Below are 21,687 nucleotides of genomic sequence, written 5' to 3' on the forward strand. Positions count from 1 at the left end.
GTTAACGGGGGGCAAAAAGGGGGCTAAAAATGCTCTTGTCCCGGCAGGGGTATAAAAAAAGGCCGCACGGCGCGGCCTTTTCAGCAGGAAACGAATGGGAAATCAGTGGGTTTCCGGTTTCACTTCGATGTAGTTCAGACCCAGAACGCTGCTGGTGTAGCCGCGGATCTTGTTGGTCATTTCAATATCGCCGTTCAGCTTTTGGCCGTAAGACGGAATGATCTCTTTCAGTTTGCTCTGCCATTCCGGCGTCGCCACTTTATCTTTGAACACTTTTTCCATCAGGTGCAGCATGATTGGCGCCGCGGTGGATGCGCCCGGCGATGCGCCCAGCAGGGCGGCGATGCTGCCGTCTTCGGAGCTGACGACTTCGGTGCCGAACTGCAACACGCCGCCTTTGTCGGCGTCTTTCTTGATGATCTGCACGCGCTGGCCGGCGGTCCACAGCTTCCAGTCTTCCTTTTTGGCTTGCGGGAAATACTCTTGCAGCGCGGCGAAGCGATCGTCGTCGTTCATCATCAGCTGGCCAACCAGGTATTTCACCAGATCGAAGTTATCCAGACCAACGTGGGTCATCGGCATCAGGTTCGAGGTGCTCAGGGAGTGCAGCAGATCGAACAGCGAACCGTTTTTCAGGAACTTGCTGGAGAAGGTGGCGAAAGGTCCGAACAGCAGGACGCGCTTGCCGTCCAGCATGCGGGTGTCCAGATGCGGCACCGACATTGGCGGCGAACCTACGCTGGCCAGGCCATAGACTTTGGCCAGGTGCTGGTTGGCCACTTCAGGGTTGGTGGTCACCAGGAACTGGCCGCCGACCGGGAAGCCGCCGTAGCCGTCCGCTTCCGGAATGCCGGATTTCTGCAGCAGCGTCAGGGAAGCGCCGCCCGCGCCGATGAACACGAACTTGGCGTTAACGGTGGTTTCTTTACCGTCGCGGTTCAGATCGGCAACGGTCACGCTCCAGGTGTTGTCCGCGTTGCGCTTGATGTCGCGCACTTCGTGGCTCAGGTTCAGCTTGAACTTGTCGCTTTTGGTCAGCGCATCGACCAACTGGTGGGTGATCACGCCGAAGTTGACGTCGGTGCCCAGCGGCATGCGGGTCGCGGCGATTTTCTGCGCCGGATCGCGGCCGTTCATCACCAGCGGCGCCCACTGTTTGATCTGGTTGGCGTCTTCCGAGTATTCCATACCGCGGAACAGCGTGCTGTGCTGCAGCGCCGCATAGCGTTTGCGCAGGAAGTCGACGTTGTCGTCACCCCAGACGAAGCTCATGTGCGGCACGCTGTTGATGAAGGATTTCGGATCTTTCAGGACATCGTTCTTCACCTGATAAGACCAGAACTGACGGGAGATTTCGAAAGACTCGTTAACCACTACCGCCTTGCTGATGTCGATGCTGCCATCGGCTTTTTCCGGGGTGTAGTTCATTTCGCTGAAGGCGGAGTGGCCGGTACCTGCGTTGTTCCAGCCGTTGGAGCTCTCTTCCGCCACGCCATTCATGCGCTCGTACATGTCGATGGTCCAGGTTGGCTCCAGCTCATGCAGGTAGGTGCCCAATGTCGCGCTCATGATGCCGCCGCCGATCAATACCACATCAACGGTTTTATTCTCTGCTGCCGCTGCCTGCTGCGATACGCCAAACAGGTTAAGGCAGAAGATCATAACGAGTAATTTTCTCATTTAATCAAATCTCTTGTGTGTAAATTCTACTCATTTGCAGGTGAAAGAATTTATCGGGAGTTACCCTGGTAAATAATAAATAAAGCCAACCGCCCGGCAGGGACCGAGATGCGTGATAATGCCTTTTTGTTAATAGGGTTTTTAACGAAAAGTGAACTATTGCAGGCTGCCTGGGTACAAATTGATCGGCTCAGGTTACTGACGGGGTATTATTGTTTGCAATAATGTTAAAAACTACTTTTGTAACTAAAAAAATCAAATAAGGTGGGGGATATTAAAATTATTGCGGAAGGAATAAGCCGTGCGCTATTCGCGACGCCGGATAACCGCGATATTTACAGGGGTTAATCGAGCGGGAATTAAAGGATATTCGGCTATCACATAATAATTGCGGATAAATTGCAAATGGCGGGCGGTAACAAAAAGCAAATGGCCGCCGTGGCGGGCGGCCATGGGGAGGTTATTGCGCTTGCCAGACACCGGCGGCGGCGGCGGTATAGGCGCTGAAGTCGCGCGGCGCGCGCCCCAGGCAGCGCTGAACGCCGTCGGTCAATGAAGCGTTGCGCCCATCCAGCACGGTGCCGAACAAATACGCCAGCAACGCCACCCACTCTGCCGGCAGCTGCGCTGCGCGCAGATAAGCGACATACTCGTCGACCGGCACCTGCCGGTAGCGGATCTCACGCCCGCTGGCGGCGGCGACTTCAGCCACCGCCTGGGCAAAGGTCATCAGGCGCGGGCCGGTCAGTTCGTACAGCGTATTTTCGTGGCCGGGGCGGGTGAGGGCGGCAACCGCCGCCTCGGCGATATCATCGGCATCGATAAATGGCTCCGGAATTTCACCGGGCGGCAGGGCGAGCGCGCCGTTCAACAGCTCGTCGAGAATAAAGCTTTCGCTGAAGTTCTGCATAAACCAGCTGGCGCGCAATACCGTCCAGTCTGCACCGCTGCGGGCCACCGCCTGTTCCGCCTGCCGCGCTTCGTCTTCGCCGCGCCCGCTGAGCAGCACGATTTTCTGTACGCCGCCGTCTACCGCCAGACGGCAAAAATGCGCGACCGTTGCCACCGCGCCCGGCGCCGCCAGGTCGGGCTGGTAGCTGAGATAAACCTTTTTCACCCCGCGCAAGGCCGCTTGCCAGCCGGCGCTGTCTTGCCAGTCGAAGGGGATGGCGGCGCCGCGATGCCCGGGGCGCACCGCCATGCCCAGTCGCTGAAGGCGCTCCGCTACGCGACGCCCGGTTTTGCCGGTGGCGCCCAGCACCAGAATAGGTGAGTCTTTTTCGCTGCTGTTCATGTTGCCTCGCTATAATGTGAGTATCACTCATGTTTTGTAAATATGAGAAACCCTCGTATTATTGTCAAGGCGGGTTTTTATGCATGGAGCGATGACGATGAATGGCAAGCAAAAAAATATTCTGCCGCTGCGGCGTAAACCCAGCCAAACGCGCAGCCGCGAAAAGGTCAAGCTGATCCTGGATTGCGCGACCGAGCTGATCGCCCGGCAGGGCAGCGACGCGATGCGCATGAGCGAAGTGGCGCAGAAGGCCGGCATTTCCATCGGCGCGCTGTACCAATACTTTCCGGATAAAACCGCCATCGTGCGGGTGCTGGCGCAGCGATACAATCAGGAGGCGCGCGAGTGCATTGAACAGGGCCTGGCTCAGGCGGATTCGCTGCCGCGCCTGGTCGACGCCTTTAATGGCCTGATCGACGAGTACTACGCGCTGTTTATGGCGGAGCCGGTCATGCGCGATATCTGGGCGGCGACCCAGACCAGCCAGGCGCTGCGTGAGGAGGAGGTGGCGGAAAGCCGGCTAAACGGCGCGCTGCTGGCGGCGGCGATAGCGCGCCTGCGGCCGCAGGCGGAGCGTACGGCCATAGAGCAATCGGCCTTTTTGCTGATGCATCTGGGGGAAGCGACGATGCGGCTGGCGGTGAGCACCGGGCCGCAAGAGGGGCGGGCGTTGGTGGACGGCTACAAGCGGATGGCGGCCAAGGTGCTGACCGACGCCTGAACCCTCTCCCTCCCGGGCGGGAAGGAGAGGCGGCGGTGAAACGGCGAGCCTTCCGGCTTACTTGATGCCCATCGCGTCGCGCATGGTGAAGAACAGATCGGTCTGATCGGTCAGGCCGACCACGTTGGCGGCATGCGGGCCGTAGGCCGCCACCCGCAGCTGGGTGCCGGTGTGGCCCTGCGAGCCTTCTTCCGCATTGCCGTAGCTGATGGTCATCGGCGCGCCGTCTTTGGTGGTCAGCGTTTGGGTCAGGCCCGGCGCCTTGGCGTCGACGGCGATTATCTGGCTGGAGTGGGCGTGATCGGCGGTAACGATCACCAGGGTGTTGCCGTCGGCGCGGGCGAAGGCCAGCGCTTTTTGCACCGCTTCGTCCAGATCGACGGTTTCGCCGAACTGGCCGCACGGATTGGCCTCATGGTCCTGCTTGTCGATCGAGGCGCCTTCCACCTGCAGGAAGAAACCGTTCGGGTTGGTTTTCAGCAGGTCGATGGCTTTTTCGGTCATCGCCGCCAGCGTTGGCACGGCGGCGGTGCGCGCCGGGTTGTTCTCGCAGGCGACCGCCGGCTTGTCGATATTGCCGTGGTAAGAGGCTTTCGGCCCCTGCCAGCGCACCGGCATGTTGCCATCGGCAAACAGCCCCAGCAGCGGTTTTTGCTGGTTGGCCAGCGTCACCGCCCGCAGGCCGTCGGCATCGCCGACCCACTGGTAACCCTGAGCGACGGCCTGCTCCTTCAGTGATTTTCCCTGCCATTCGCCGCTTTTCGCTTGCTGATTGAAGGATTTTGCGCCGCCGCCCAGGCTGACGTCGGCACGGGTTTTCAGCAGCTGTTCGGTAATCGAGCCGCGGCCGCCGTTTTCCAGCGCATTGGCGGCGCACTTCTCGCTGGTTTCTTCCGGACCATAGCATTTGCGCGAGGTGACGTGCGACACCTGCGCCGCCGGCGTAGCATCCTGCAGTTCGGCGGTGGAGACGTTGCCGGTAGCCTTGCCGGCCGCTTTGGCGATCTCCAGCAACGTCGGCCGATCTTTGCCGTTTACATCCACCCCGAGCGCGCCGTTATAGGTTTTTACCCCGGTGGACCAGGCGGTGGCGGAGGCGGCGGAGTCGGTAACGTAATTCGGCTTGTGGCTTTTCTTGTCCAGCGAATAGTGGGTGTATTGGCCGGTCAACGGCAGCGCGTCGATACCTTTGAAATAGCCGCCGGCGCCTTCGGCGTAGTTGCGCGCCGAAGTGATTTCGGAATCGCCCATGCCGTCGCCGATCAGTAAAATGACGTTCTTCACCGTTTTATCCGACAGCGAGGCCCTCAGCGCGGCGGTTTGGTCGCCGCTCAGGCGACGGGCGCCGCCCGGTTCGGCGATATTGCCGCGCGCCGCGCGGTCGCTAAGCCCGGCGCCAGGGGCAGGGGCGTCATCGGCGATGGCGGAAGAGCACAGCAGGGCGGATAACACGGCGCCGGCGAGCAGGGAAACAGCAGGTTGCATGAGGGAAACTCCTTGTCGTAATACAAATAACATCAAATTGTTACGCCAGGAGAGTAGTGCAGGGTGATGACAGTTTTATGACGGCGAAAGGGGGGCGGCCCGGCGGCTGCCCCGCTTATCGTCAGACGTCTCGCGCCGGAATGTTCAGGCCGCGCTGCACGGCCGGCCGCGCCAGGCCGCGTTCCAGCCATCGGCCAACGCGCGGGAAGCCGTCGAATTCCACCAGTTCGCGCGCCTCGTAGAAACCGATCAGGTTGCGTACCCAGCCCAGCAGCGAGATATCGGCGATGCCGTATTCCTCACCCATAATCCAGTCGCGCCCTTCGAGGCGGCTTTCCAGCACGCCCAGCAGGCGTTTGGATTCATTCTTGTAGCGCTCCAGCGGCCGTTTGTCCTCATATTCGCGCCCGGCGAATTTGTGGAAGAAGCCGAGCTGGCCAAACATCGGGCCGACCGCCGCCATCTGGAAGAACACCCATTGAATGGTTTCATAGCGCCGGGCGGGATCCTGCGGCAGGAATTTGCCGCTCTTCTCCGCCAGATACAGCAGGATGGCGCCGGATTCGAACAGCGCCAGCGGCTTGCCGCCCGGGCCATCGGGATCGAGGATCGCCGGGATCTTGCCGTTCGGGTTCAGCGACAGGAACTCCGGCGTCCAGGTTTCGTTTTTGCCGATATCGATCAGGTGCGGTTCATAGGGCAGGCCGATCTCTTCCAGCATGATGGACACTTTGACGCCGTTCGGCGTCGGCAGTGAGTACAGCTGCAGCCGCTCCGGGTGCTGGGCCGGCCAGAGCCTGGTGATCGGGAATTGAGATTGATCGAGCATGGAAACTCCTCGGGTTTGCGGGTTCGCCAAAGCGTACCCCTTGAGTATTGCAGCAAAACTAGCGTATTGCGGTGTTACAGCGTGAGGTCAAAATGTGCTGCCAGCGCTTTTTTACCGCCGGCGGTGAGGCTGAGCTCGCGGCTGTCCAACCGGCGCAGGAGCCAGCCCCGTTTGATAAAGGCCGCCAGCAACGCCGCCCCCAATGCGCCGCCGAGGTGGGCCTTGCGCTCGCTCCAGTCCAGGCAGCCACAGGCGAAACGCCGGCGAGAAGGGGCCGGCGAACAATCGACGCCCAGCTGCGCCAACGCGGCGGCGCCGGCGGCGCTGAGCCGATAGTCTTCATCGCCCGTCAGCCAGCCCCGGGCATGCAGACGGTCATGCAGTTTCACCGCCACTTCGCCGGCCATATGGTCATAACAGGTGCGGGCAAACTGCAGCGAGCTCGGCGTGCTGCTTTTTACCACCGGGCGTTCGACGCCGGCCAACGCCATCAGCCCCTCGAGCGCGGTGGCTACCGGTTGCCCGGCCAGGCGGAAATAGCGATAGCGCCCCTGCCTGACGCAGGCGATCAGCCGCTGTTCCAGCAGGCGCGCCAGATGGCCGCTGGCGGTAGAGGCGGCGACGTCGGCCGCCGCGCTGAGCTCGGTGGCGGTATAGGCGCGGCCGTCCATCAGCAGGCACAGCATGCGCGCCCGGGTGCGGTCGGCGATAGCGGCGCTCAGCGCCGCCAAACGATGTTCAATATCCATGTTATCCATACTTCGAAGTTAGGCGAAGTATGGCGGTGCGTCCAGCGCTAGCATGGCCGATATTTCCTGACCGGAGGTCATCATGATTGCCGTTATTTTTGAACTGCAGGCCGCCGACGGCCAGCGCGACACTTACCTGCAGCTGGCGGCGGAGCTTAAACCGCTGTTGGCGGAGATCGACGGGTTTATATCGATTGAACGTTTCCAAAGCTTGGCCGATCCGCAGCGCCTGCTGTCGTTGTCGTTCTGGCGCGATGAAGCGGCGGTGCAGCAATGGCGCAACCTGGAGCGGCACCGCGCCGCGCAGGCGCAAGGCCGCCGCGAAGTGCTGGCGCAGTACCGGCTGCGGGTGGCCGAGGTGAGGCGAGATTATGGCCTGGAACGGCGGCAGGAGGCGCCGCTGGACAGCCGGAATTATCACGCCGGCGATTGACAGCCGCGCAGCGCTTCCTTATTCGATGGCGTCGAACGCGCGGTGAAAAGCGACTTCCGCCTGCGGCAGAGCGCCGCGGAAGGTGATTGCGCGGAAATATGCCTGCGGCACGCCCGGCAGCGTTAACGACGTTTGCGCATCAAAGCCGAAGCGCCCGTAGTAGTGCGGATTGCCCAATACTACGCAGCCTGCCGCGCCCATTTCCCGCAGTTCCGCCAGAAATATCCGGACATCGCTCCATTCCATATCCTGGACCAGCGTTCGCTGAAAACTTGTTTATGCTAAGAAATCTACAGCGCTATTTAAAATCCCACTTCTTAGTCTGGGGCGTCATCGTATATTTTTTTGACTGCAATTTTGAAGATGAAATATCCAAGAATAAGTCCCAGGGAAGCAATAAGAGCCCATAGATATTTCAATTCAGTGTCTGAGTAGACTATGAACCAGGCTATGGCTAACAGCGATAATGCCACGATACCGCATCCCACCCCTTGAATTAGTCGGGATAGAACAGACAGCATAAAGTTCTTCATGCGTTAACCTTTGTAAAAAAATACTGGCAAATTTGGTTGAATTTCTTTCGATCTCGTTCCCAAACCGCAACGGCATCCTCAAACGGCCTGACCTTGTTTTCTAAAAGGAAATATAGCAGATCAAGATTTCCCATGCGTCTGAGTTGATCATACATCCGGGCGTTTCTTACCTTTAAATCGCGTGATGTATAGACAGATCGGGAAATACTCGCGCCCGCGGTGAGAATCGAGCCCACGGCGACACCCGAAATTAGCCTTGGGATGATTTGTTTTGAGAACACATAACCGACGTTGGCAGTAGCCAGCTGATTAAAGGCGAATTTGCCGATGAGTTTGCCTGATGTTCTTATGGTCATGTCCTTAACATCTTCAAAATTGACCTTACTGGCGAAATTTTCGATGAAGATATGAGCCACTTTTTCGATGCTCGCTTTATTGGCCAGGCCTGACTTGATAAGTCTGATAAATCGCTCTTTATCTTGCGAGTTTAACCATCTGTTTTCAGTATCAATATAGTCGTAGCCCAGATAGTAGAAATCGACCGGTACACTGATAAAACCTTGTGCAAACCCGCGCACTAAATTGCTGTCAATGTTTACGGCATCCGCCATGTCGTTGGCTATCTGCTTTGCGTTTTTTCATAGAAATCCTTTTCAATATGAAGCGCGAATCTAGCAGACTTTTTGTACGCAAGCCAATGCCCACCGGTAAACGGTGTGAACTCGCCGCTCAAAATATCGCCGAAACTTCCCGCGATCTCTTATCCCCGTTGTGGCATAATGCGCGCCAAATCACATTCCCTATGATATGAAGAGCGAGCGCTGTGTTAAGCACTAACAACATCACCATGCAGTTTGGCAGTAAGCCGCTGTTTGAAAATATCTCCGTCAAATTCGGCGGCGGTAACCGTTATGGCCTGATCGGGGCCAACGGCTGCGGCAAGTCCACCTTTATGAAAATCCTCGGCGGCGATCTGGCGCCGAGCGGCGGCAACGTGTTCCTCGACCCGAACGAACGCCTGGGTAAACTGCGTCAGGATCAGTTCGCCTTCGAACAATACAGCGTGCTCGACACCGTGATCATGGGCCACACCGAACTGTGGGCGGTGAAAGAAGAGCGCGACCGCATTTACGCCATGGCGGAAATGAGCGAAGAAGACGGCTATAAGGTCGCCGATCTGGAAGTGGCCTACGGCGAGATGGACGGTTACACCGCCGAAGCGCGCGCCGGCGAACTGCTGCTCGGCGTCGGCATCCCGGTTGAGCAACACTATGGCCCGATGAGCGAAATCGCACCGGGCTTCAAGCTGCGGGTGTTGCTGGCGCAGGCGCTGTTCTCCGATCCGGAAATCCTGCTGCTCGACGAACCGACCAACAACCTGGACATCGATACCATTCGCTGGCTGGAGCAGGTGCTGAACGAGCGCAACAGCACCATGATCATCATTTCGCACGACCGTCACTTCCTGAACATGGTGTGTACCCACATGGCGGATCTGGACTACGGCGAACTGCGCGTGTACCCGGGCAACTACGACGAATACATGACCGCCGCCACCCAGGCGCGCGAGCGTCTGATGGCCGACAACGCCAAGAAGAAAGCGCAAATCAACGAACTGCAGTCGTTCGTCAGCCGCTTCAGCGCCAACGCCTCCAAATCCAAGCAGGCCACCTCGCGCGCCCGCCAGATCGACAAGATCCAGCTGGAAGAAGTGAAGGCGTCGAGCCGTCAGAACCCGTTCATCCGCTTCGAGCAGGACAAGAAACTGTTCCGCAATGCGCTGGAAGTGGAAGCGCTGTCCAAGGGCTTCGACAACGGTCCGCTGTTCAGCAAGTTCAACCTGATGGTGGAAGTGGGCGAAAAAGTGGCGGTGCTGGGCCCGAACGGTATCGGTAAATCCACCCTGCTGAAAACGCTGGTGGGCGACGCGCAGCCGGACAGCGGCAGCGTGAAATGGTCGGAAAACGCCAGAATCGGTTACTACGCGCAGGATCACGAATACGAGTTCGATGAAACCCTGACGGTATTCGACTGGATGAGCCAGTGGAAACAGGAAAAAGACGACGAGCAGGCGGTGCGCAGCGTGCTGGGCCGCTTGCTGTTCAGCCAGGACGACATCAAGAAGCGCGTGAAGGTGCTGTCCGGGGGGGAGAAGGGCCGCATGCTGTTTGGCAAGCTGATGATGCAGCGTCCTAATATTTTGGTTATGGATGAACCAACCAACCACCTGGATATGGAATCGATCGAATCGCTGAACATGGCGTTGGAAATGTACGAAGGCACGCTGATCTTCGTTTCCCACGACCGTGAGTTCGTCAGCTCGCTGGCGACGCGCGTGCTGGAAATGACGCCGAACAAAGTGATCGACTTTACCGGCAATTACGAAGACTACCTGCGCAGCCAGGGCATCGTGTAAGCAACGCGATAAAATAAGCAGGGCGGGAATTTTCCCGCCCTTTTTTTATCCGTCAATCCCCGCCGCACACTTCGCACTGCGGGTTTTTCGGCAGCTTCATCTCGCGGAATTGCAGGGTCATGGCGTCGAACATCAGCAACTTGCCGGTGAGCGTTTGGCCGTACATTTTTTATCGTAAGCCAAAAGCATTGGGTCGACCCCAATAGCATCATGTTTACGACCCCTCCGCGTTTCCCGATAAGTTGCCCAGATGTTGCCTGATCACTCAAGTTCTCGGTTAATCCAGGTCGTCTGAGACCAATACGCAATCGCCATAGCAATTAGACTTATCGAAATACTGTAACCCAAGATAAGTGCTGAAGCTTAATTCATCCCCACTTGCTGCTTCAGGCTGCGGTGCAATGCTGCAGGCCAGCGATAACGCGAGCAAGGTTTCATTCCAGTATGGGCGTATCATACCATGTCGTGAAATATGCGATGCCGAACGAACACGTGACAAGCGTTGAGGCCGCAGAAGGCATGAATTGTACACTTCAACACTATCTGAATCATCTACCAGCAAGATTCGATATATCTGTGTCTGTGACAGTCGCTTGATGATTGCTGATGCAAAATCGCTGTAGCCAATGAGAATAAACGAGTCTTCTTTTTCGACTTGCTCAGGCAGTTCCCGGATAACTCGAACATCGGCCAGCAAAGGGAGATGTTCTATCATGTGATTGGCATAAGGGTTATCCTGTACCACCGCATAAACGTTTCCGCCCTGGCAATTAATAATGCTGTCATCAACGCAATAGGCCATCAAGGCGGCGTCATCTTTCTGGTATTTCAACACCTCGGTTCTGTTAACCTTGTTATATTTGCCAAGCTCACGCGCTGTCGAGGCCGGTAGGATCAGTGGAATTGATTGCCGGATGTATAACGGTAATGCCGCCAACGCGGCAAAACTGGAAAAATGTCCGACAACCACTTTAGCGCCCCATTCAATTAACTCAATAGCGGCGCGCTTTCCCCCTGCCGGTGATTTTTCATCGTTGACGATTTTCAACGTGTTTTTTTTGAATTCCGGGAAATGCTTGAGGCTATAATTGATAGCCTCAATAAAGGTTCGCGTATGGCTGTTGGCATCTTTCCCTAACGCAATCGCCAGTCCGAGCTTTTTCATCGTGTCGTCACAATCACTTGCTGACTATAGCTCAGCGCTTTTTCTTCCGTCTCCTGCTTGCTGTCGCCCTTAACGCCCAGGAAGCCGATAATGTCGTTCCCCAACGGCGGCCGTTTGATGACGCTGCCGAGCTGCGAAATGATTTTCAGCATGAAGGTGCTCGGATCCTGAGTAATGTGTTCGGGGACTCTGATGGTGTCGATGCGCCCAGGCGCGGAGATCAGGCAAAGCGCGAACGTGTGCTTACCGGTTGGCGCATAACGCAGATAGTTCGGTTTCTGGCCAATCGCCATATCAATGACCGCTTTTATTGGGCAATAGCCGGCGGAGATCCGGGCCATAAAATCGAGGCCGCCGCCGCCGGGTCGGGCGGCAATCTCAACGATGTAGGGTTTTCCCTGATGGAACCGGATCTCTGCGTGCATCACGCTACGCGTCAGTCCCTGAGCCATGGCACCGGCATGCACCGCTTCGTGTACGCGCTGCAGATCCAGGCTATCGAGATCGGTCGGCGTATGATGGACATCATCATCAAACGAGTTCCCTTCCAGCGTGACACGATCGACGATGGATCCCAGCACAGTGACGCCGTCCCAGGAATAGGCCTCGATCAGAAATTCACGTCCATCCAGGTACGATTCGACTAGCAGCGTGTTGGGGCCCAGTACATCCGTGATCCCTTCATTTTTGAACTGACTCATTTCCGTGATGCCGATCAGGGCTTTTGAGAAGAACTCCGCCATTTGCTGAGGCGTGTCGACGCGGTAGACAAACTGGCTGGCCGAGCCCAGTGTGGGCTTGAGGATCACCGGGTAACCGAGTGTAGCCGCCGCATCCAGCGCTTCAGGCAACGTCGGTGTCAGCCGAAATTCTGGATGAGGTGCCTGACTGGCGCGGTGGGATTCGCGCATGGCGATCTTGTTGCGGCTTTTTATCGCCGCATCGACCGAGATGGTCGGCAACTGTAGTGCGCTGGCGATCATGGCCGCGGCGATCACGCTGTTTTCCGCGAAGGTGAACACCCCGTCAAAGTGAAAATTCTGATGCAGTTGAGTGGCCAGCGTGGTCAAATCGTTGATGTCCATGCTGTCGGAAATGAAGAAGCGCCCGGCATGCCAGTGATCGCTGTCGGCCACCCCGGACAGCACATACAGTTCAATGTCGTACTGCTCCACCTGTTGGTAGCGCGAATTGTAGTAATCGCCAAATTGTCCGACTTCAATCGCCAATAATTTCATTTTGCTTTTCCTTTAAAGACCAGGGTTGATGCCAGTAGCGCCAGGAAGACTACTGCCAGCGCCAGCGCCACATAACCGGCAAGCACATCGGTGCTATCGACCAGTTCGCCAATGGCGTAGGTCAGTACGACGGCTGACGTCAGTCCAATTGCGTTGCTGAAGCCGAAGAAACGGCCGGTGTAATGGGAAGGGATAGTGTTGAACATCAACGTGCGGCACGAGATACGTGCCAGGCCAAAACACACCGCGCCAAGCGGGAAGAAGACCATCAGCCACGGCAGCGTAAATTGCGGCTGCAGGGCGATAAATGCCGCATTCGCCACGTAGCCGAACATGACTATCGTCAGTAAGGAAAATCGCTTCTGCAGGAACGGTGTCATGGCGGCGGCGATAGCCACCCCTACGCCGGCCAATGCGTCAACCACACCCAAGATGCCGGCGCCGGAGGCGAAGTGTTTGGTGACCAACAGCACCAGCAGCATATTGCTGACCGTCACAATGATGTTGCCGACGCCATACAGCAGCATCAGCCAGGGTCTTCTCACTGCGGGCAATGTTGCTGCCGGCGCAGCCTCAGAGGTGGTGCCGTCTTCGGGCGCGTCATCAGATTCCTGCCTACGCGGTGTCAGCATTAAGAACAGCGCCGCACTGGCAATGAAGGTGATGGCGTTCAGCACAAACACGAAATCCACACCAATCAGTTGGATGAGGACTCCGCCGATCGCCACAGACGTTAAGGCGCCGATTTGCACCGCCATTTCGAGTTTGGCATTGAATGCGGCCATTCTGCCTGATTCTACCGAGTCTTTGATGATGGCATTATTGGCCGGAAAGAACATGGCCATAGTCATGGACAGCATAAAACTACAGACAAAAATGACTATCGAGGGATCGGTGAATGTATTGATGCCGGCCAAAACTCCAATGACTATGGCCGCGTTGACCACGTTGGTGATGATGCAGATCTTCTTTCTGTCGTAGGTATCAGACAACTTGCCGAACAACACCGAGAAGAAGGCTTGCGGCAGTGCGATCAAGATGAACAGTGTGCCCACGGCTTTCGCCGTTCCCATACTTTGTGAAATGATCAGCGCGTTGGCGATGGTGAGTATCCCACTCCCTAGGGTGGAAACCAGCGATGCGGCAAGGATTAGGTTTTCGTTTCTTTTGCTGATCTGACTGGTTGTGACGTTCAGCAAAATGGTTTCATTACTCATTCGTTAACTCCGTGAATGACATACTGGCTGATCTGCTCGGATAGCGCCGGGGCGATCTTAAAAATAGAGGCATCGCACGCTTCAACGGTGATACATCCGGTGATGTCGTGCCGGCTCCAGTAAGCGGTGTCTTGCCGCTCTTCAGTCGGCAATTTAAAGTAGGGCGACACGACAACATCCACCTGGTCGTATTTGATGCGCAACCGGTCAAGCAAATACCGCTTACACGTCTGCAGACCGTTGCTGTCCGGTGGCATCGAGTAGGAAAATCGGCTGGCGCTCACTTTCAGCACCCTGCGCTCCGGCGACGGCACACACCATGACCGATGCTCATCTCCCATCGTCAGCACTGGCTTTAACAAGCCTGCCCGGGCATCATTGAGGTGCACGTCAAGATGAACCTGGTATTGCGGTGCCGGAGCGGCACCAGGCCAGCCAAGGTGTCGGAGGATGGGACGGCTCGCCGTGCAAATCACTGCCGTGTAATTTTTACGCTCACCGTTAACGCTAAAATGTCGCCCCTCCCGAATGGTGTCGAGCTCCACGTGCGTATGCGGTTTCAGCACGATCCTTTCGGTGTTTGCCAGCGCCTGACACAAATGCGCATACACCTTTTGTGCATCGAGGAGAATGGCGTCATGGCCGATGAAGAGCTGTCGATTGGTGGTGGGTAAGCGTAGCAGGCTGCTCTGTACCGACAACACTGGATCCTGGATGTCGTAACCTATCGCCAAGGCGTCATAAAGCTGCGTCAAACGACGACAGTCGGCGTCATCAACCACGCGGATGGATTGTGTCTGGCAACCGAACGTCTCTTTGCCTGTGCCGATGAATTGACGCCAGAAAGCATGCGAGTGCACAGCCAACGGTTGCAACGCGGCATTGTTTTCGTGAGCGTGCTTCCACAGGCGACCATGCGCCCACGACAGATTGGCGACGTTCGGAATTGCCGCGGCATCATACAGCTCAACGCTTGCGCCCTTACGGGCGCAAGCCAGCGCGGTCATGACGCCGGTAATACCGGCCCCGATGATGGCGATGTTAGGACGCATATGACCCACTGTTGGTGAAGGTGGCGATCGGCGGCAGTTCAGGTAAGGCCCATTGTTCTCTGCCGTTCAGCGGGTTGGCATTCACGATAGCGTAGTGCAGATCAATCATGATCAGCCCCAGTCCGTCGACGAGCACTCGCAACTGTTGATTGATCGCCTTCAGGCTGATATCGCTTTCTTCCGCGACCAGCTCTTGCAGGCGGCCAATATGGTGTAGGCACCAGTCGGCCAGCCGGCTTTGACTGAACGTCTCGAGACGGCAGGTCAGGGCCAAACGCTGATGCATGGTGTCGACCAGCAGGGGGGTATTGCCCTCATCGTCATTCAGACGCAATTCCCAGCGCTGCGTGTCGTATGAACGGGCAAGCGCATTCCATGCTGCAATCAGCCGTTCATTGAGGATCTGTCTGAGGGCATCCCGGCTGAAGTTGCTCCGGTTGTGCTCCGGGCTGGTCAGGCAAAGATAGAAACGGGCATAGTCGCGAGGCAGGGTTTTGACCAGATCGCGGGCCCAGATCAAATGGCCGCGACTGGTCGAAAACTTGGCGTTTTCCAGTTCGTAAAACTCATTTGGCACGATGACATCAGGCAACAAATACTTACCCTCATGTGCCATCAGCAAGGCAAGATGCGTGACTCCCCAAAAATAGGCGTTGTCGAAGCCGAGGAAATACGCCAGGCGATTGCCGGTTTCTGCACGCCAGGCCGCATCCGCCGGCGTCGCGTCGCTTTCGCCGCAGGCGTTGCAATACATCGATGCCGGCATTCCCTCTGCCCAGGCGTTGATCACTTGCCCCTCTGTGCCAGGGAAATGTGATGGCAGTCCCCAGGTGATGGGGTAAGTGATCGGGAAATCGATCATCTCGCGGCTGAACAGTTCCGTCATCAGTTGAAGAATGTGCGGGCGCCAGCTGCCTTTTTTTGCAGTGTAATAACGCTCCAGCTCAGCCCTATATTCTTCCACCGGGAACACCAGGATCTCCGTTTCTCTGTACTCCAGTGACTCGTAGGGGGGCAGCGTCGCCACCGGGTTTTTTAATCCGTCAAAATTGTTGGGGTGCCCGCAATTTTCACACAACCCACCGCGGGACTGCGCCAGACAGGCCGGGCATTCACCGGACACGAACGACTCCACCATAAACGTATTGCGGTGTGTCGAGTACGGAAGTCTGACGGTTTTAAGTCGGAACTTACCCTGCTCATGCAATGGAGACAAAAAGGCGTACACCATTTTTTTATAGTCGTCGTCGAACGGGGCATAGCCATCCAGCGCGACTCCCCAGTCATTCAGGCTGCGTCTGATGTCGGCGGCGGCCCGACGGCACAAATTTTCCGGTGACGTGCCCAGTTTGTAGGCGCTGGTGATAACATAGGTTTGACTGTCGTCAGTACCGGTCGCGTAATTGACGCTCTCGCCGGTCAAACGCAGGTAGCGAGCGTAAATATCGCCGGCTAAATAGGGCCCAGCCATGTGGCCAACGTGCAGATCGCCATTGGGTGTGGGCGGCGGAGCAATAACGAGAGTTTTAGACATGGTCTGACACCTGATTTTTTTGTTGGTGACGTTGAGCAAAATGCGAGGACATCTCCGCATCCCACCAAATGCTGTACATTTCGAACGGCTCAAGGCTTTCATTGAGCACGCAATGCCGGGTGAACGGCGGGAATTGAACGGTATCGCCGGCTTTAAAGCGCGTTTTTTCACCTTCGCACACGATAAAGGCCTCACCTTTAATGGCGACGAATATCTCGTACTCGTGATGTTCATGCGGCGTGGATGCTGTGCCTGCCGCGATAACGCACCATGAGCTTTCAAAAGGCGCGTTCAGCTCGGGCCACGGCATCAGACGTTGGGCGTGTAGGTTGTTCTCGAACCGCATTTTGGTGCGATCAAGTGGTTTAAAGGAATGCATGTCATTTCCTAAAATTATGCCGTGATGTCGTCAAGAATTTCTTTTGAACGAAAAGCCAGGACGCTCAGCAAAGAATCCGCAATGCCATGCGTGTTTTCGTTAACCCCTTGCAGATGCAGAGAAACTCCGGGGGCATATGGCAAGACAGCACGATAATTGCGGTCGACACGGATCTGTTCGATATCGAGTTGATTTGACAAACTTTCGAATAGTGTCGGTGTTTTATTCTTATATCCGGTGCCCAGCAACACCACGTCAAAACGTGCAGAGTGTGTGTGGCCTGTCTTGTTATCTTTCCAGGTGATCAGCACGCCTCCGTCATTATCTACCGCTTGTAAAAGATCGCATTGCGTCAGCATTGCCGCCCTGTTTTCACCGCGCAAATCCTGCAAATAATGGAAACGGTAGAGCCCTGACAAGGTCGATGGCGCCACACCGGAATAATTGGTGGTATGCATGGCCGCCAGGGTCTTTTCGCGGGTCGCATTGTCGCAATTGAAATACGTGTTGATATAGTCATTCTGGAATAAGGTGTTGGTGAATTGACTTCCCTCATAATTCACCAGTCCGATGGAGCGCATGATCATGGTGATATTGGCCGTCGGGAAATGTTCGATGCAGGATTGATACATTTCAGCACTGCTTTGCGCGCCGCCGATCACCGCGATGCTTTTAACTCTGGAACTATTCATGTGTTCAAGGGCCGTCAGGAAATTGGTACTGTGGATCACATTATCCGGCGAGACATGCTCAAAAACGGCCGGCACATTGAGGTCGCGACCGGCCCCGAAAATAAGGCGATTTGCACGGTAACTGTCGCCGTTTTCAACGAGGATCTGCCAGCCGGTAATTTTCCCTTCCGGCGTAAGCTCAGGCCTCACCGCCGTCACTTTGTTGTAGACAACCTGCGTTTTCTCCAGACTGTCTGCTACCCACTGCAAATAATCTGAGATTTCTTTACGGTAGGGATTAAACGTCTGCAGATTGACAAAGCTATCCAGGCGTTTCGTTTTGTGCAGGAAATTGAGAAAGCTGAACCGGCTGGTCGGATCGCGCTGCGTGACCAGATCTTTCAGAAAGGAAACCTGAGATTGCGCTTCGGGAAATAACATCCCACGATGCCAACAAACAGAGGAGTCTTTTTCCAGAATGAAAGAAGAGGTGATATTGTGAGTTTCTGCGCATTCTTCAAGGGCGACACTCACAGCGAGATTGGACGGGCCGCAGCCAATCATTAAAAGGTCGGTGTGTTGCATGAAATGTTCCTAAATCCATTTTGTTTATAGCAAGTTCAGAATTACTCATTGCTGATGAATACTATATTATTTCCCTTGTGGATTACTTAGGTAGCTAATATATTACTTTTCAATTCCTATTTCTTATACTGCCAAGCAGAAATTAACATTGTAAAATTCAACTAACAATACACATCAAGCTACAAATGGCATGTTTGGATTAACATTCGGGATATTCTTTTTTGACCGAGTAATCGGTATGCATCAACAGCTTTGAAAGAAATATTTAACCAAAAAAATAAAATTGGTATTCTTTATTATTATGAGCAATATGGTATATATTCACTTAGGAAATGAAATAATCTGCTGGGGAGGGGATGCTCTGCGGTATAGTGTTACGCAAGCAGGAGAAAACACGTCATATCAGTGATCGTAATTTGTAGTATTTTGCTGGTGATGATAGCACAGACAGTAAGGATAGAATCGCATGAGTAGAGTAATCGAAGTGCTCCAATACACCTTAAAACCCGGCTCGGGGGCTGCATTTCACGATATTATGAAAAATCAGAGCGTTCCTCTGCACCAGAAAAGCGGAGTGAACATATTACGTTTTGGCAACTCGCTCCACGATCCCGATAGTTATTATCTGGTGCGATCATTTCTAAATTCGTCAGAAATGGAAAGCCAGCTTGCTCAATTTTATGCTGATGCTTGCTGGCGTGAAGGTCCTCGTGGTGCAATCATCAATATGATTAGCGAAAGTCACCGCGTAGTGATACTGGGGGATTCGTTAACCTGATGATCTCCCTGAATTAATGAAGGAGGTGGTTGTTTTTTATTCCAGCGATTTGACCGCTACCTCTTATACGTTGTTGCCACGTTCAGATTTGCAGTAAAGCCTGGCATTCTCAACCTCTGCCAAGGGCGTTTTATGTATCCATAAGCACCGGGAAAATACACTTCGCCAGCCATTCCCAATTTAAAGATCGCGTAGAAGATGCCAATCAGACATTTCAAGCCCAGATCATCAAAGAGAGCCGGACTGGTCAGTCAATCCCCGCCGCACACTTCGCACTGCGGGTTTTTCGGCAGCTTCATCTCGCGGAATTGCAGGGTCATGGCGTCGAACATCAGCAACTTGCCGGTGAGCGTTTGGCCGTAGTTCGCCAATAGCTTGATGGTTTCCATCGCCTGCAGGCTGCCGATGGTGCCGACCAGCGGCGCCATCACCCCGGCCTCGACGCAGGTGAGGGCGTTTTCGCCGAACAGCCGGCTCAGGCAGCGATAGCAAGGCTCGCCCGCTTGGTAGGTGAACACGCTGAGCTGGCCTTCCATGCGGATCGCCGCGCCGGAAACCAGCGGTTTGCGCTGCGCGTGGCACAGGCGGTTAAGCAGGTCGCGCGCCGCCACGTTGTCGGTGCAGTCCAGCACCGCATCGCAGGCGGCGATCTGCGCCGCCATCCGCTCGTCGTCCAGCTGGCCGTCGACGGCGTCGATGCGGATATGCGGATTGATGGCGCTCAGCTCCCGCCGCGCCGATTCAACCTTGCTCATGCCGATGCGCTCATCGCGGTGCAGGATTTGGCGCTGCAGGTTGGAGAGCGAGACGGTGTCGAAATCAACCAGCGTCAGATGGCCCACGCCCGCCGCAGCCAGATAGGGCGCCGCCGCGCAGCCGAGCCCGCCGAGACCGACGATCAACACCCGCGCCGCCTTCAGCTTTTCCTGGCCGTCGAAATCGAAACCGCGCAGGATTATCTGGCGGTTGTAGCGCAGCGCTTCGGCATCGGTTAATTCCGGCAGCATGCTCAGCTCCTCAGCAGGGCGTTGAATGGCTCGATCTCGACCGTTTCACCGGCGGCCACCGAGCCGCGCTCGCGTTCCAGCACGATAAAGCAGTTACCCTGGCTGTAGGAACTGAACACGTGCGAGCCCTGGTGGCCGGTGGTGCTGACCTCCAGTTCGCCGTCGGCGTTGCTGCCGAATACGCCGCGCTGGAAATCGAGGCGGCCCGGCGCCTTCTTCAGCGGGGTCAGCGCGCGGGCGCGCAGGCGCGGCGGCAGGCGCCAGTCGCTGTGCCCCGCCAGCTTGGCCAGCAGCGGCTGCACCAGCTGATAGAAGGTCAGCGCCGCGGAAACCGGGTTGCCCGGCAGGCCGCAGAACCAGGCGTTCTTCAATTTGCCGAAGGCGAAAGGTTTGCCGGGTTTGATAGCCAGCTTCCAGAAGCTGACCTGACCCAACTCATCCAGCATCTGCTTGGTGTAGTCGGCTTCGCCCACCGAGACGCCGCCGCTACTGACAACCAGGTCGGCCTGGCTGTCCGCCTGCACGAAGGCGGCGCGCAGCGCTGCTTGATTGTCGCGGATAATGCCCAGGTCGATCACCTCGCAGCCCAGCTGTTCCAGCATCAGGCGCACCGCGAAACGGTTGGTGTCGTAGATCTGGCCGGCCTGCAGCGGCTGGCCCACCGGTTGCAGTTCGTCGCCGGTGGAGAAAACGGCGACTTTCAGTTTGCGCATCACCTGCACCTCGGCGACGCCGAGCGAAGCCAGCAGCGGCAGCTGCGCGGCGCCCAGCTTCACGCCGGCCGGCAGCACGCCCGCGCCCTGGCGGATGTCTTCGCCCGCCAGCCGGATGTTTTGCCCGGCATGCACCACGGCGTTAAAGCGCACGCCCTGGTCGCTGACTTCGGCCTGTTCCTGCATGATCACCGCGTCGGCGCCGGCCGGAATAGGCGCGCCGGTCATGATGCGTACGCAGCTGTTGGCCGGCCAATCGCCGTTGAACGGTGCGCCGGCGAAGGCCTTGCCGGCGACCGGCAGCGGCGCGTTGTCATGCAGTTCGGCAATGCGCACCGCGTATCCGTCCATCGCCGAGTTGGCGAACGGCGGCACGTCGATGGGCGAAATCACCGGCGCGGCGGTAATGCGGCCGGCGGCGGCGGTCAGGGCGAGGGTTTCGGTCTGCTGCAGAGGTACCAGCTGGTCGAGCATTTTCTCCAGCGCCTGCTCCAGGGAGATAAGATCGGAAGTATGGCAATGATCCATAAAAGGAACTCCGTAATCGGGATGCGCGAAACAACGCGGCAAAGTCGCGTTATTATGAAGGATGCTATGCTGAAGTAAAACAGGAGACAGAGATGCACGCTCAGATACTGGATTTTTGGTTCGGTGAAATAGAACCGGTGATGTGGTTCAAAAAGGATGACGATTTTGATCGCCTGCTGCACACCCGCTTTGGCCACGTCTGGCAGGCGGCCGCGGCGGGAGAGTTGGCGGGCTGGCGGGAAACCATCGAAGGGCGGCTGGCGGAGGTGATCGTGCTCGATCAGTTCAGCCGCAATCTGTTTCGCGGTACCCCGCGTTCCTTTTCCTGCGACGGCATGGCGCTGGTCCTGGCGCAGGGGGCGATTCGCAGCGGCGAGTGCGAACGGCTCAGCCGCGAACAGCGCGGTTTCCTCTATTTGCCCTTCATGCATTCGGAGTCGGCGTTGATTCACCGGCAGGCGCTGCAGCTGTATACGGAATTGAATAACGGCGATCAGCTGGAATTTGAATTGCGCCATAAGGCGATTATCGATCGTTTCGGCCGCTATCCGCACCGCAATGCCATATTGGGCCGGGCGTGCACGCCGGAAGAGGAAACGTTTTTGCAGCAGCCGGGTTCGGGGTTCTGATTATTTATCATCTGCGCTTTGCCGGCATAAAAACAGCAGGCCGAGCGCAGG

Annotated in this window: 21 protein-coding genes and 1 pseudogene; 5 read left to right on the forward strand and 17 right to left on the reverse strand. The window is 56.5% G+C overall.

The features are described 5' to 3' along the window. Positions 1-102: 102 nt before the first annotated feature. The gene (locus CKW09_RS07840) at positions 103-1,680 is read right to left on the reverse strand and encodes a malate:quinone oxidoreductase (RefSeq protein ID WP_095096503.1); all 1,578 of its coding nucleotides are present in this window, start codon (positions 1,678-1,680) and stop codon (positions 103-105) included. Positions 1,681-2,140: 460 nt separating this feature from the next. Next, the gene (locus CKW09_RS07845; protein WP_095096505.1) at positions 2,141-2,974 is read right to left on the reverse strand and encodes an NmrA family NAD(P)-binding protein; all 834 of its coding nucleotides are present in this window, start codon (positions 2,972-2,974) and stop codon (positions 2,141-2,143) included. A 97-nt stretch (positions 2,975-3,071) separates the two neighbouring features. Between CKW09_RS07845 and CKW09_RS07850 the strand changes: the two genes are divergently transcribed. Next, positions 3,072-3,695 (forward strand): TetR/AcrR family transcriptional regulator, encoded by a 624-nt coding sequence (locus tag CKW09_RS07850; RefSeq protein WP_095096507.1) that lies wholly within the window; start codon positions 3,072-3,074, stop codon positions 3,693-3,695. Between the two features lie 57 nt (positions 3,696-3,752). Here the strand turns inward: CKW09_RS07850 and phoA are convergent, their stop codons facing one another. From phoA to CKW09_RS07865, 3 genes are all read right to left on the reverse strand, one after another. Beyond that, entirely contained in the window at positions 3,753-5,180 is a 1,428-nt protein-coding gene (gene phoA, locus CKW09_RS07855; RefSeq protein WP_061798391.1) for an alkaline phosphatase, read from the reverse strand. Positions 5,181-5,301: 121 nt separating this feature from the next. Continuing rightward, complete coding sequence (locus CKW09_RS07860) at positions 5,302-6,009, reverse strand: glutathione S-transferase N-terminal domain-containing protein (RefSeq protein WP_061798392.1); 708 nt, start codon at positions 6,007-6,009, stop codon at positions 5,302-5,304. A gap of 74 nt (positions 6,010-6,083) precedes the next feature. Further along, the gene (locus CKW09_RS07865; protein ID WP_061798394.1) at positions 6,084-6,767 is read right to left on the reverse strand and encodes an ArsR/SmtB family transcription factor; all 684 of its coding nucleotides are present in this window, start codon (positions 6,765-6,767) and stop codon (positions 6,084-6,086) included. Between the two features lie 73 nt (positions 6,768-6,840). Here CKW09_RS07865 and CKW09_RS07870 point away from each other — a divergent pair, with 73 nt between their 5' ends. Beyond that, positions 6,841-7,191 (forward strand): antibiotic biosynthesis monooxygenase family protein, encoded by a 351-nt coding sequence (locus CKW09_RS07870; protein ID WP_095096515.1) that lies wholly within the window; start codon positions 6,841-6,843, stop codon positions 7,189-7,191. Between the two features lie 18 nt (positions 7,192-7,209). Here the strand turns inward: CKW09_RS07870 and CKW09_RS07875 are convergent, their stop codons facing one another. After that, the gene (locus tag CKW09_RS07875; RefSeq protein WP_231922130.1) at positions 7,210-7,437 is read right to left on the reverse strand and encodes an acetyltransferase; all 228 of its coding nucleotides are present in this window, start codon (positions 7,435-7,437) and stop codon (positions 7,210-7,212) included. Positions 7,438-7,720: 283 nt separating this feature from the next. Next, on the reverse strand, positions 7,721-8,335 hold the full coding sequence (locus tag CKW09_RS07885; protein ID WP_095096530.1) for a hypothetical protein: 615 nt from the start codon (positions 8,333-8,335) through the stop codon (positions 7,721-7,723). Positions 8,336-8,547: 212 nt separating this feature from the next. Here CKW09_RS07885 and CKW09_RS07890 point away from each other — a divergent pair, with 212 nt between their 5' ends. Continuing rightward, positions 8,548-10,140, forward strand: a complete 1,593-nt coding sequence (locus CKW09_RS07890) for an ABC-F family ATPase (RefSeq protein ID WP_073970322.1) — start codon at positions 8,548-8,550, stop codon at positions 10,138-10,140. A gap of 52 nt (positions 10,141-10,192) precedes the next feature. Here the strand turns inward: CKW09_RS07890 and CKW09_RS07895 are convergent. The 8 genes and pseudogenes from CKW09_RS07895 to CKW09_RS07930 all read right to left on the reverse strand — a co-directional run. Next, a pseudogene (locus CKW09_RS07895) lies at positions 10,193-10,303 on the reverse strand (molybdopterin-synthase adenylyltransferase MoeB); the annotation flags it as partial. Positions 10,304-10,417: 114 nt separating this feature from the next. Then, positions 10,418-11,305 carry an ABC transporter substrate-binding protein gene (locus CKW09_RS07900; RefSeq protein ID WP_095096536.1) on the reverse strand — a complete coding sequence of 296 codons (888 nt, stop codon included), beginning with the start codon at positions 11,303-11,305 and terminating at the stop codon, positions 10,418-10,420. After that, the gene (locus CKW09_RS07905) at positions 11,302-12,543 is read right to left on the reverse strand and encodes an ATP-grasp domain-containing protein (protein ID WP_095096540.1); all 1,242 of its coding nucleotides are present in this window, start codon (positions 12,541-12,543) and stop codon (positions 11,302-11,304) included. The genes CKW09_RS07900 and CKW09_RS07905 overlap by 4 nt, the downstream gene beginning before the upstream one ends. Next, positions 12,540-13,760, reverse strand: coding sequence for an MFS transporter (locus tag CKW09_RS07910; RefSeq protein ID WP_095096542.1), 1,221 nt, complete (start codon positions 13,758-13,760; stop codon positions 12,540-12,542). The genes CKW09_RS07905 and CKW09_RS07910 overlap by 4 nt, the downstream gene beginning before the upstream one ends. Then, a complete protein-coding gene (locus tag CKW09_RS07915; RefSeq protein WP_095096545.1) occupies positions 13,757-14,812 on the reverse strand; it encodes an FAD-dependent oxidoreductase in 1,056 nt (351 codons plus the stop codon). The genes CKW09_RS07910 and CKW09_RS07915 overlap by 4 nt, the downstream gene beginning before the upstream one ends. Continuing rightward, positions 14,802-16,346 carry a class I tRNA ligase family protein gene (locus CKW09_RS07920; RefSeq protein WP_095096549.1) on the reverse strand — a complete coding sequence of 515 codons (1,545 nt, stop codon included), beginning with the start codon at positions 16,344-16,346 and terminating at the stop codon, positions 14,802-14,804. Before CKW09_RS07920 ends, CKW09_RS07915 begins: the two co-directional genes overlap by 11 nt. After that, positions 16,339-16,725 carry a cupin domain-containing protein gene (locus tag CKW09_RS07925; RefSeq protein ID WP_095096553.1) on the reverse strand — a complete coding sequence of 129 codons (387 nt, stop codon included), beginning with the start codon at positions 16,723-16,725 and terminating at the stop codon, positions 16,339-16,341. The genes CKW09_RS07920 and CKW09_RS07925 overlap by 8 nt, the downstream gene beginning before the upstream one ends. A gap of 14 nt (positions 16,726-16,739) precedes the next feature. Further along, positions 16,740-17,981, reverse strand: a complete 1,242-nt coding sequence (locus tag CKW09_RS07930) for a SidA/IucD/PvdA family monooxygenase (protein ID WP_095096560.1) — start codon at positions 17,979-17,981, stop codon at positions 16,740-16,742. A gap of 466 nt (positions 17,982-18,447) precedes the next feature. Here CKW09_RS07930 and CKW09_RS07935 point away from each other — a divergent pair, with 466 nt between their 5' ends. Next, on the forward strand, positions 18,448-18,759 hold the full coding sequence (locus CKW09_RS07935) for an NIPSNAP family protein (protein WP_095096568.1): 312 nt from the start codon (positions 18,448-18,450) through the stop codon (positions 18,757-18,759). A 251-nt stretch (positions 18,760-19,010) separates the two neighbouring features. Here the strand turns inward: CKW09_RS07935 and moeB are convergent, their stop codons facing one another. Together moeB and moeA are read right to left on the reverse strand one after the other, a co-directional pair. Beyond that, the gene (gene moeB, locus CKW09_RS07940) at positions 19,011-19,766 is read right to left on the reverse strand and encodes a molybdopterin-synthase adenylyltransferase MoeB (protein ID WP_095096572.1); all 756 of its coding nucleotides are present in this window, start codon (positions 19,764-19,766) and stop codon (positions 19,011-19,013) included. A 2-nt stretch (positions 19,767-19,768) separates the two neighbouring features. Beyond that, positions 19,769-21,007: a molybdopterin molybdotransferase MoeA gene (gene moeA / locus CKW09_RS07945; protein ID WP_061798408.1), complete on the reverse strand. Its 1,239-nt coding sequence runs from the start codon at positions 21,005-21,007 to the stop codon at positions 19,769-19,771. Between the two features lie 92 nt (positions 21,008-21,099). On the opposite strand from moeA, the gene CKW09_RS07950 reads away from it, so the two are divergent. Beyond that, positions 21,100-21,636: a DUF924 family protein gene (locus tag CKW09_RS07950; protein ID WP_095096578.1), complete on the forward strand. Its 537-nt coding sequence runs from the start codon at positions 21,100-21,102 to the stop codon at positions 21,634-21,636. The last annotated feature ends 51 nt before the right edge of the window (positions 21,637-21,687 follow it).

This window comes from Serratia ficaria (assembly GCF_900187015.1).
Classification (GTDB): domain Bacteria; phylum Pseudomonadota; class Gammaproteobacteria; order Enterobacterales; family Enterobacteriaceae; genus Serratia; species Serratia ficaria.

What these genes read in the sequence shown, in the direction of transcription:
- CKW09_RS07840 (WP_095096503.1), bottom strand. Translation starts at nt 1,680, where the DNA reads ATGAGAAAATTACTCGTTATGATCTTCTGCCTTAACCTGTTTGGCGTA.
- CKW09_RS07845 (WP_095096505.1), bottom strand. Translation starts at nt 2,974, where the DNA reads ATGAACAGCAGCGAAAAAGACTCACCTATTCTGGTGCTGGGCGCCACC.
- CKW09_RS07850 (WP_095096507.1), top strand. Translation starts at nt 3,072, where the DNA reads ATGAATGGCAAGCAAAAAAATATTCTGCCGCTGCGGCGTAAACCCAGC.
- phoA (WP_061798391.1), bottom strand. Translation starts at nt 5,180, where the DNA reads ATGCAACCTGCTGTTTCCCTGCTCGCCGGCGCCGTGTTATCCGCCCTG.
- CKW09_RS07860 (WP_061798392.1), bottom strand. Translation starts at nt 6,009, where the DNA reads ATGCTCGATCAATCTCAATTCCCGATCACCAGGCTCTGGCCGGCCCAG.
- CKW09_RS07865 (WP_061798394.1), bottom strand. Translation starts at nt 6,767, where the DNA reads ATGGATAACATGGATATTGAACATCGTTTGGCGGCGCTGAGCGCCGCT.
- CKW09_RS07870 (WP_095096515.1), top strand. Translation starts at nt 6,841, where the DNA reads ATGATTGCCGTTATTTTTGAACTGCAGGCCGCCGACGGCCAGCGCGAC.
- CKW09_RS07875 (WP_231922130.1), bottom strand. Translation starts at nt 7,437, where the DNA reads ATGGAATGGAGCGATGTCCGGATATTTCTGGCGGAACTGCGGGAAATG.
- CKW09_RS07885 (WP_095096530.1), bottom strand. Translation starts at nt 8,335, where the DNA reads ATGGCGGATGCCGTAAACATTGACAGCAATTTAGTGCGCGGGTTTGCA.
- CKW09_RS07900 (WP_095096536.1), bottom strand. Translation starts at nt 11,305, where the DNA reads ATGAAAAAGCTCGGACTGGCGATTGCGTTAGGGAAAGATGCCAACAGC.
- CKW09_RS07905 (WP_095096540.1), bottom strand. Translation starts at nt 12,543, where the DNA reads ATGAAATTATTGGCGATTGAAGTCGGACAATTTGGCGATTACTACAAT.
- CKW09_RS07910 (WP_095096542.1), bottom strand. Translation starts at nt 13,760, where the DNA reads ATGAGTAATGAAACCATTTTGCTGAACGTCACAACCAGTCAGATCAGC.
- CKW09_RS07915 (WP_095096545.1), bottom strand. Translation starts at nt 14,812, where the DNA reads ATGCGTCCTAACATCGCCATCATCGGGGCCGGTATTACCGGCGTCATG.
- CKW09_RS07920 (WP_095096549.1), bottom strand. Translation starts at nt 16,346, where the DNA reads ATGTCTAAAACTCTCGTTATTGCTCCGCCGCCCACACCCAATGGCGAT.
- CKW09_RS07925 (WP_095096553.1), bottom strand. Translation starts at nt 16,725, where the DNA reads ATGCATTCCTTTAAACCACTTGATCGCACCAAAATGCGGTTCGAGAAC.
- CKW09_RS07930 (WP_095096560.1), bottom strand. Translation starts at nt 17,981, where the DNA reads ATGCAACACACCGACCTTTTAATGATTGGCTGCGGCCCGTCCAATCTC.
- CKW09_RS07935 (WP_095096568.1), top strand. Translation starts at nt 18,448, where the DNA reads ATGAGTAGAGTAATCGAAGTGCTCCAATACACCTTAAAACCCGGCTCG.
- moeB (WP_095096572.1), bottom strand. Translation starts at nt 19,766, where the DNA reads ATGCTGCCGGAATTAACCGATGCCGAAGCGCTGCGCTACAACCGCCAG.
- moeA (WP_061798408.1), bottom strand. Translation starts at nt 21,007, where the DNA reads ATGGATCATTGCCATACTTCCGATCTTATCTCCCTGGAGCAGGCGCTG.
- CKW09_RS07950 (WP_095096578.1), top strand. Translation starts at nt 21,100, where the DNA reads ATGCACGCTCAGATACTGGATTTTTGGTTCGGTGAAATAGAACCGGTG.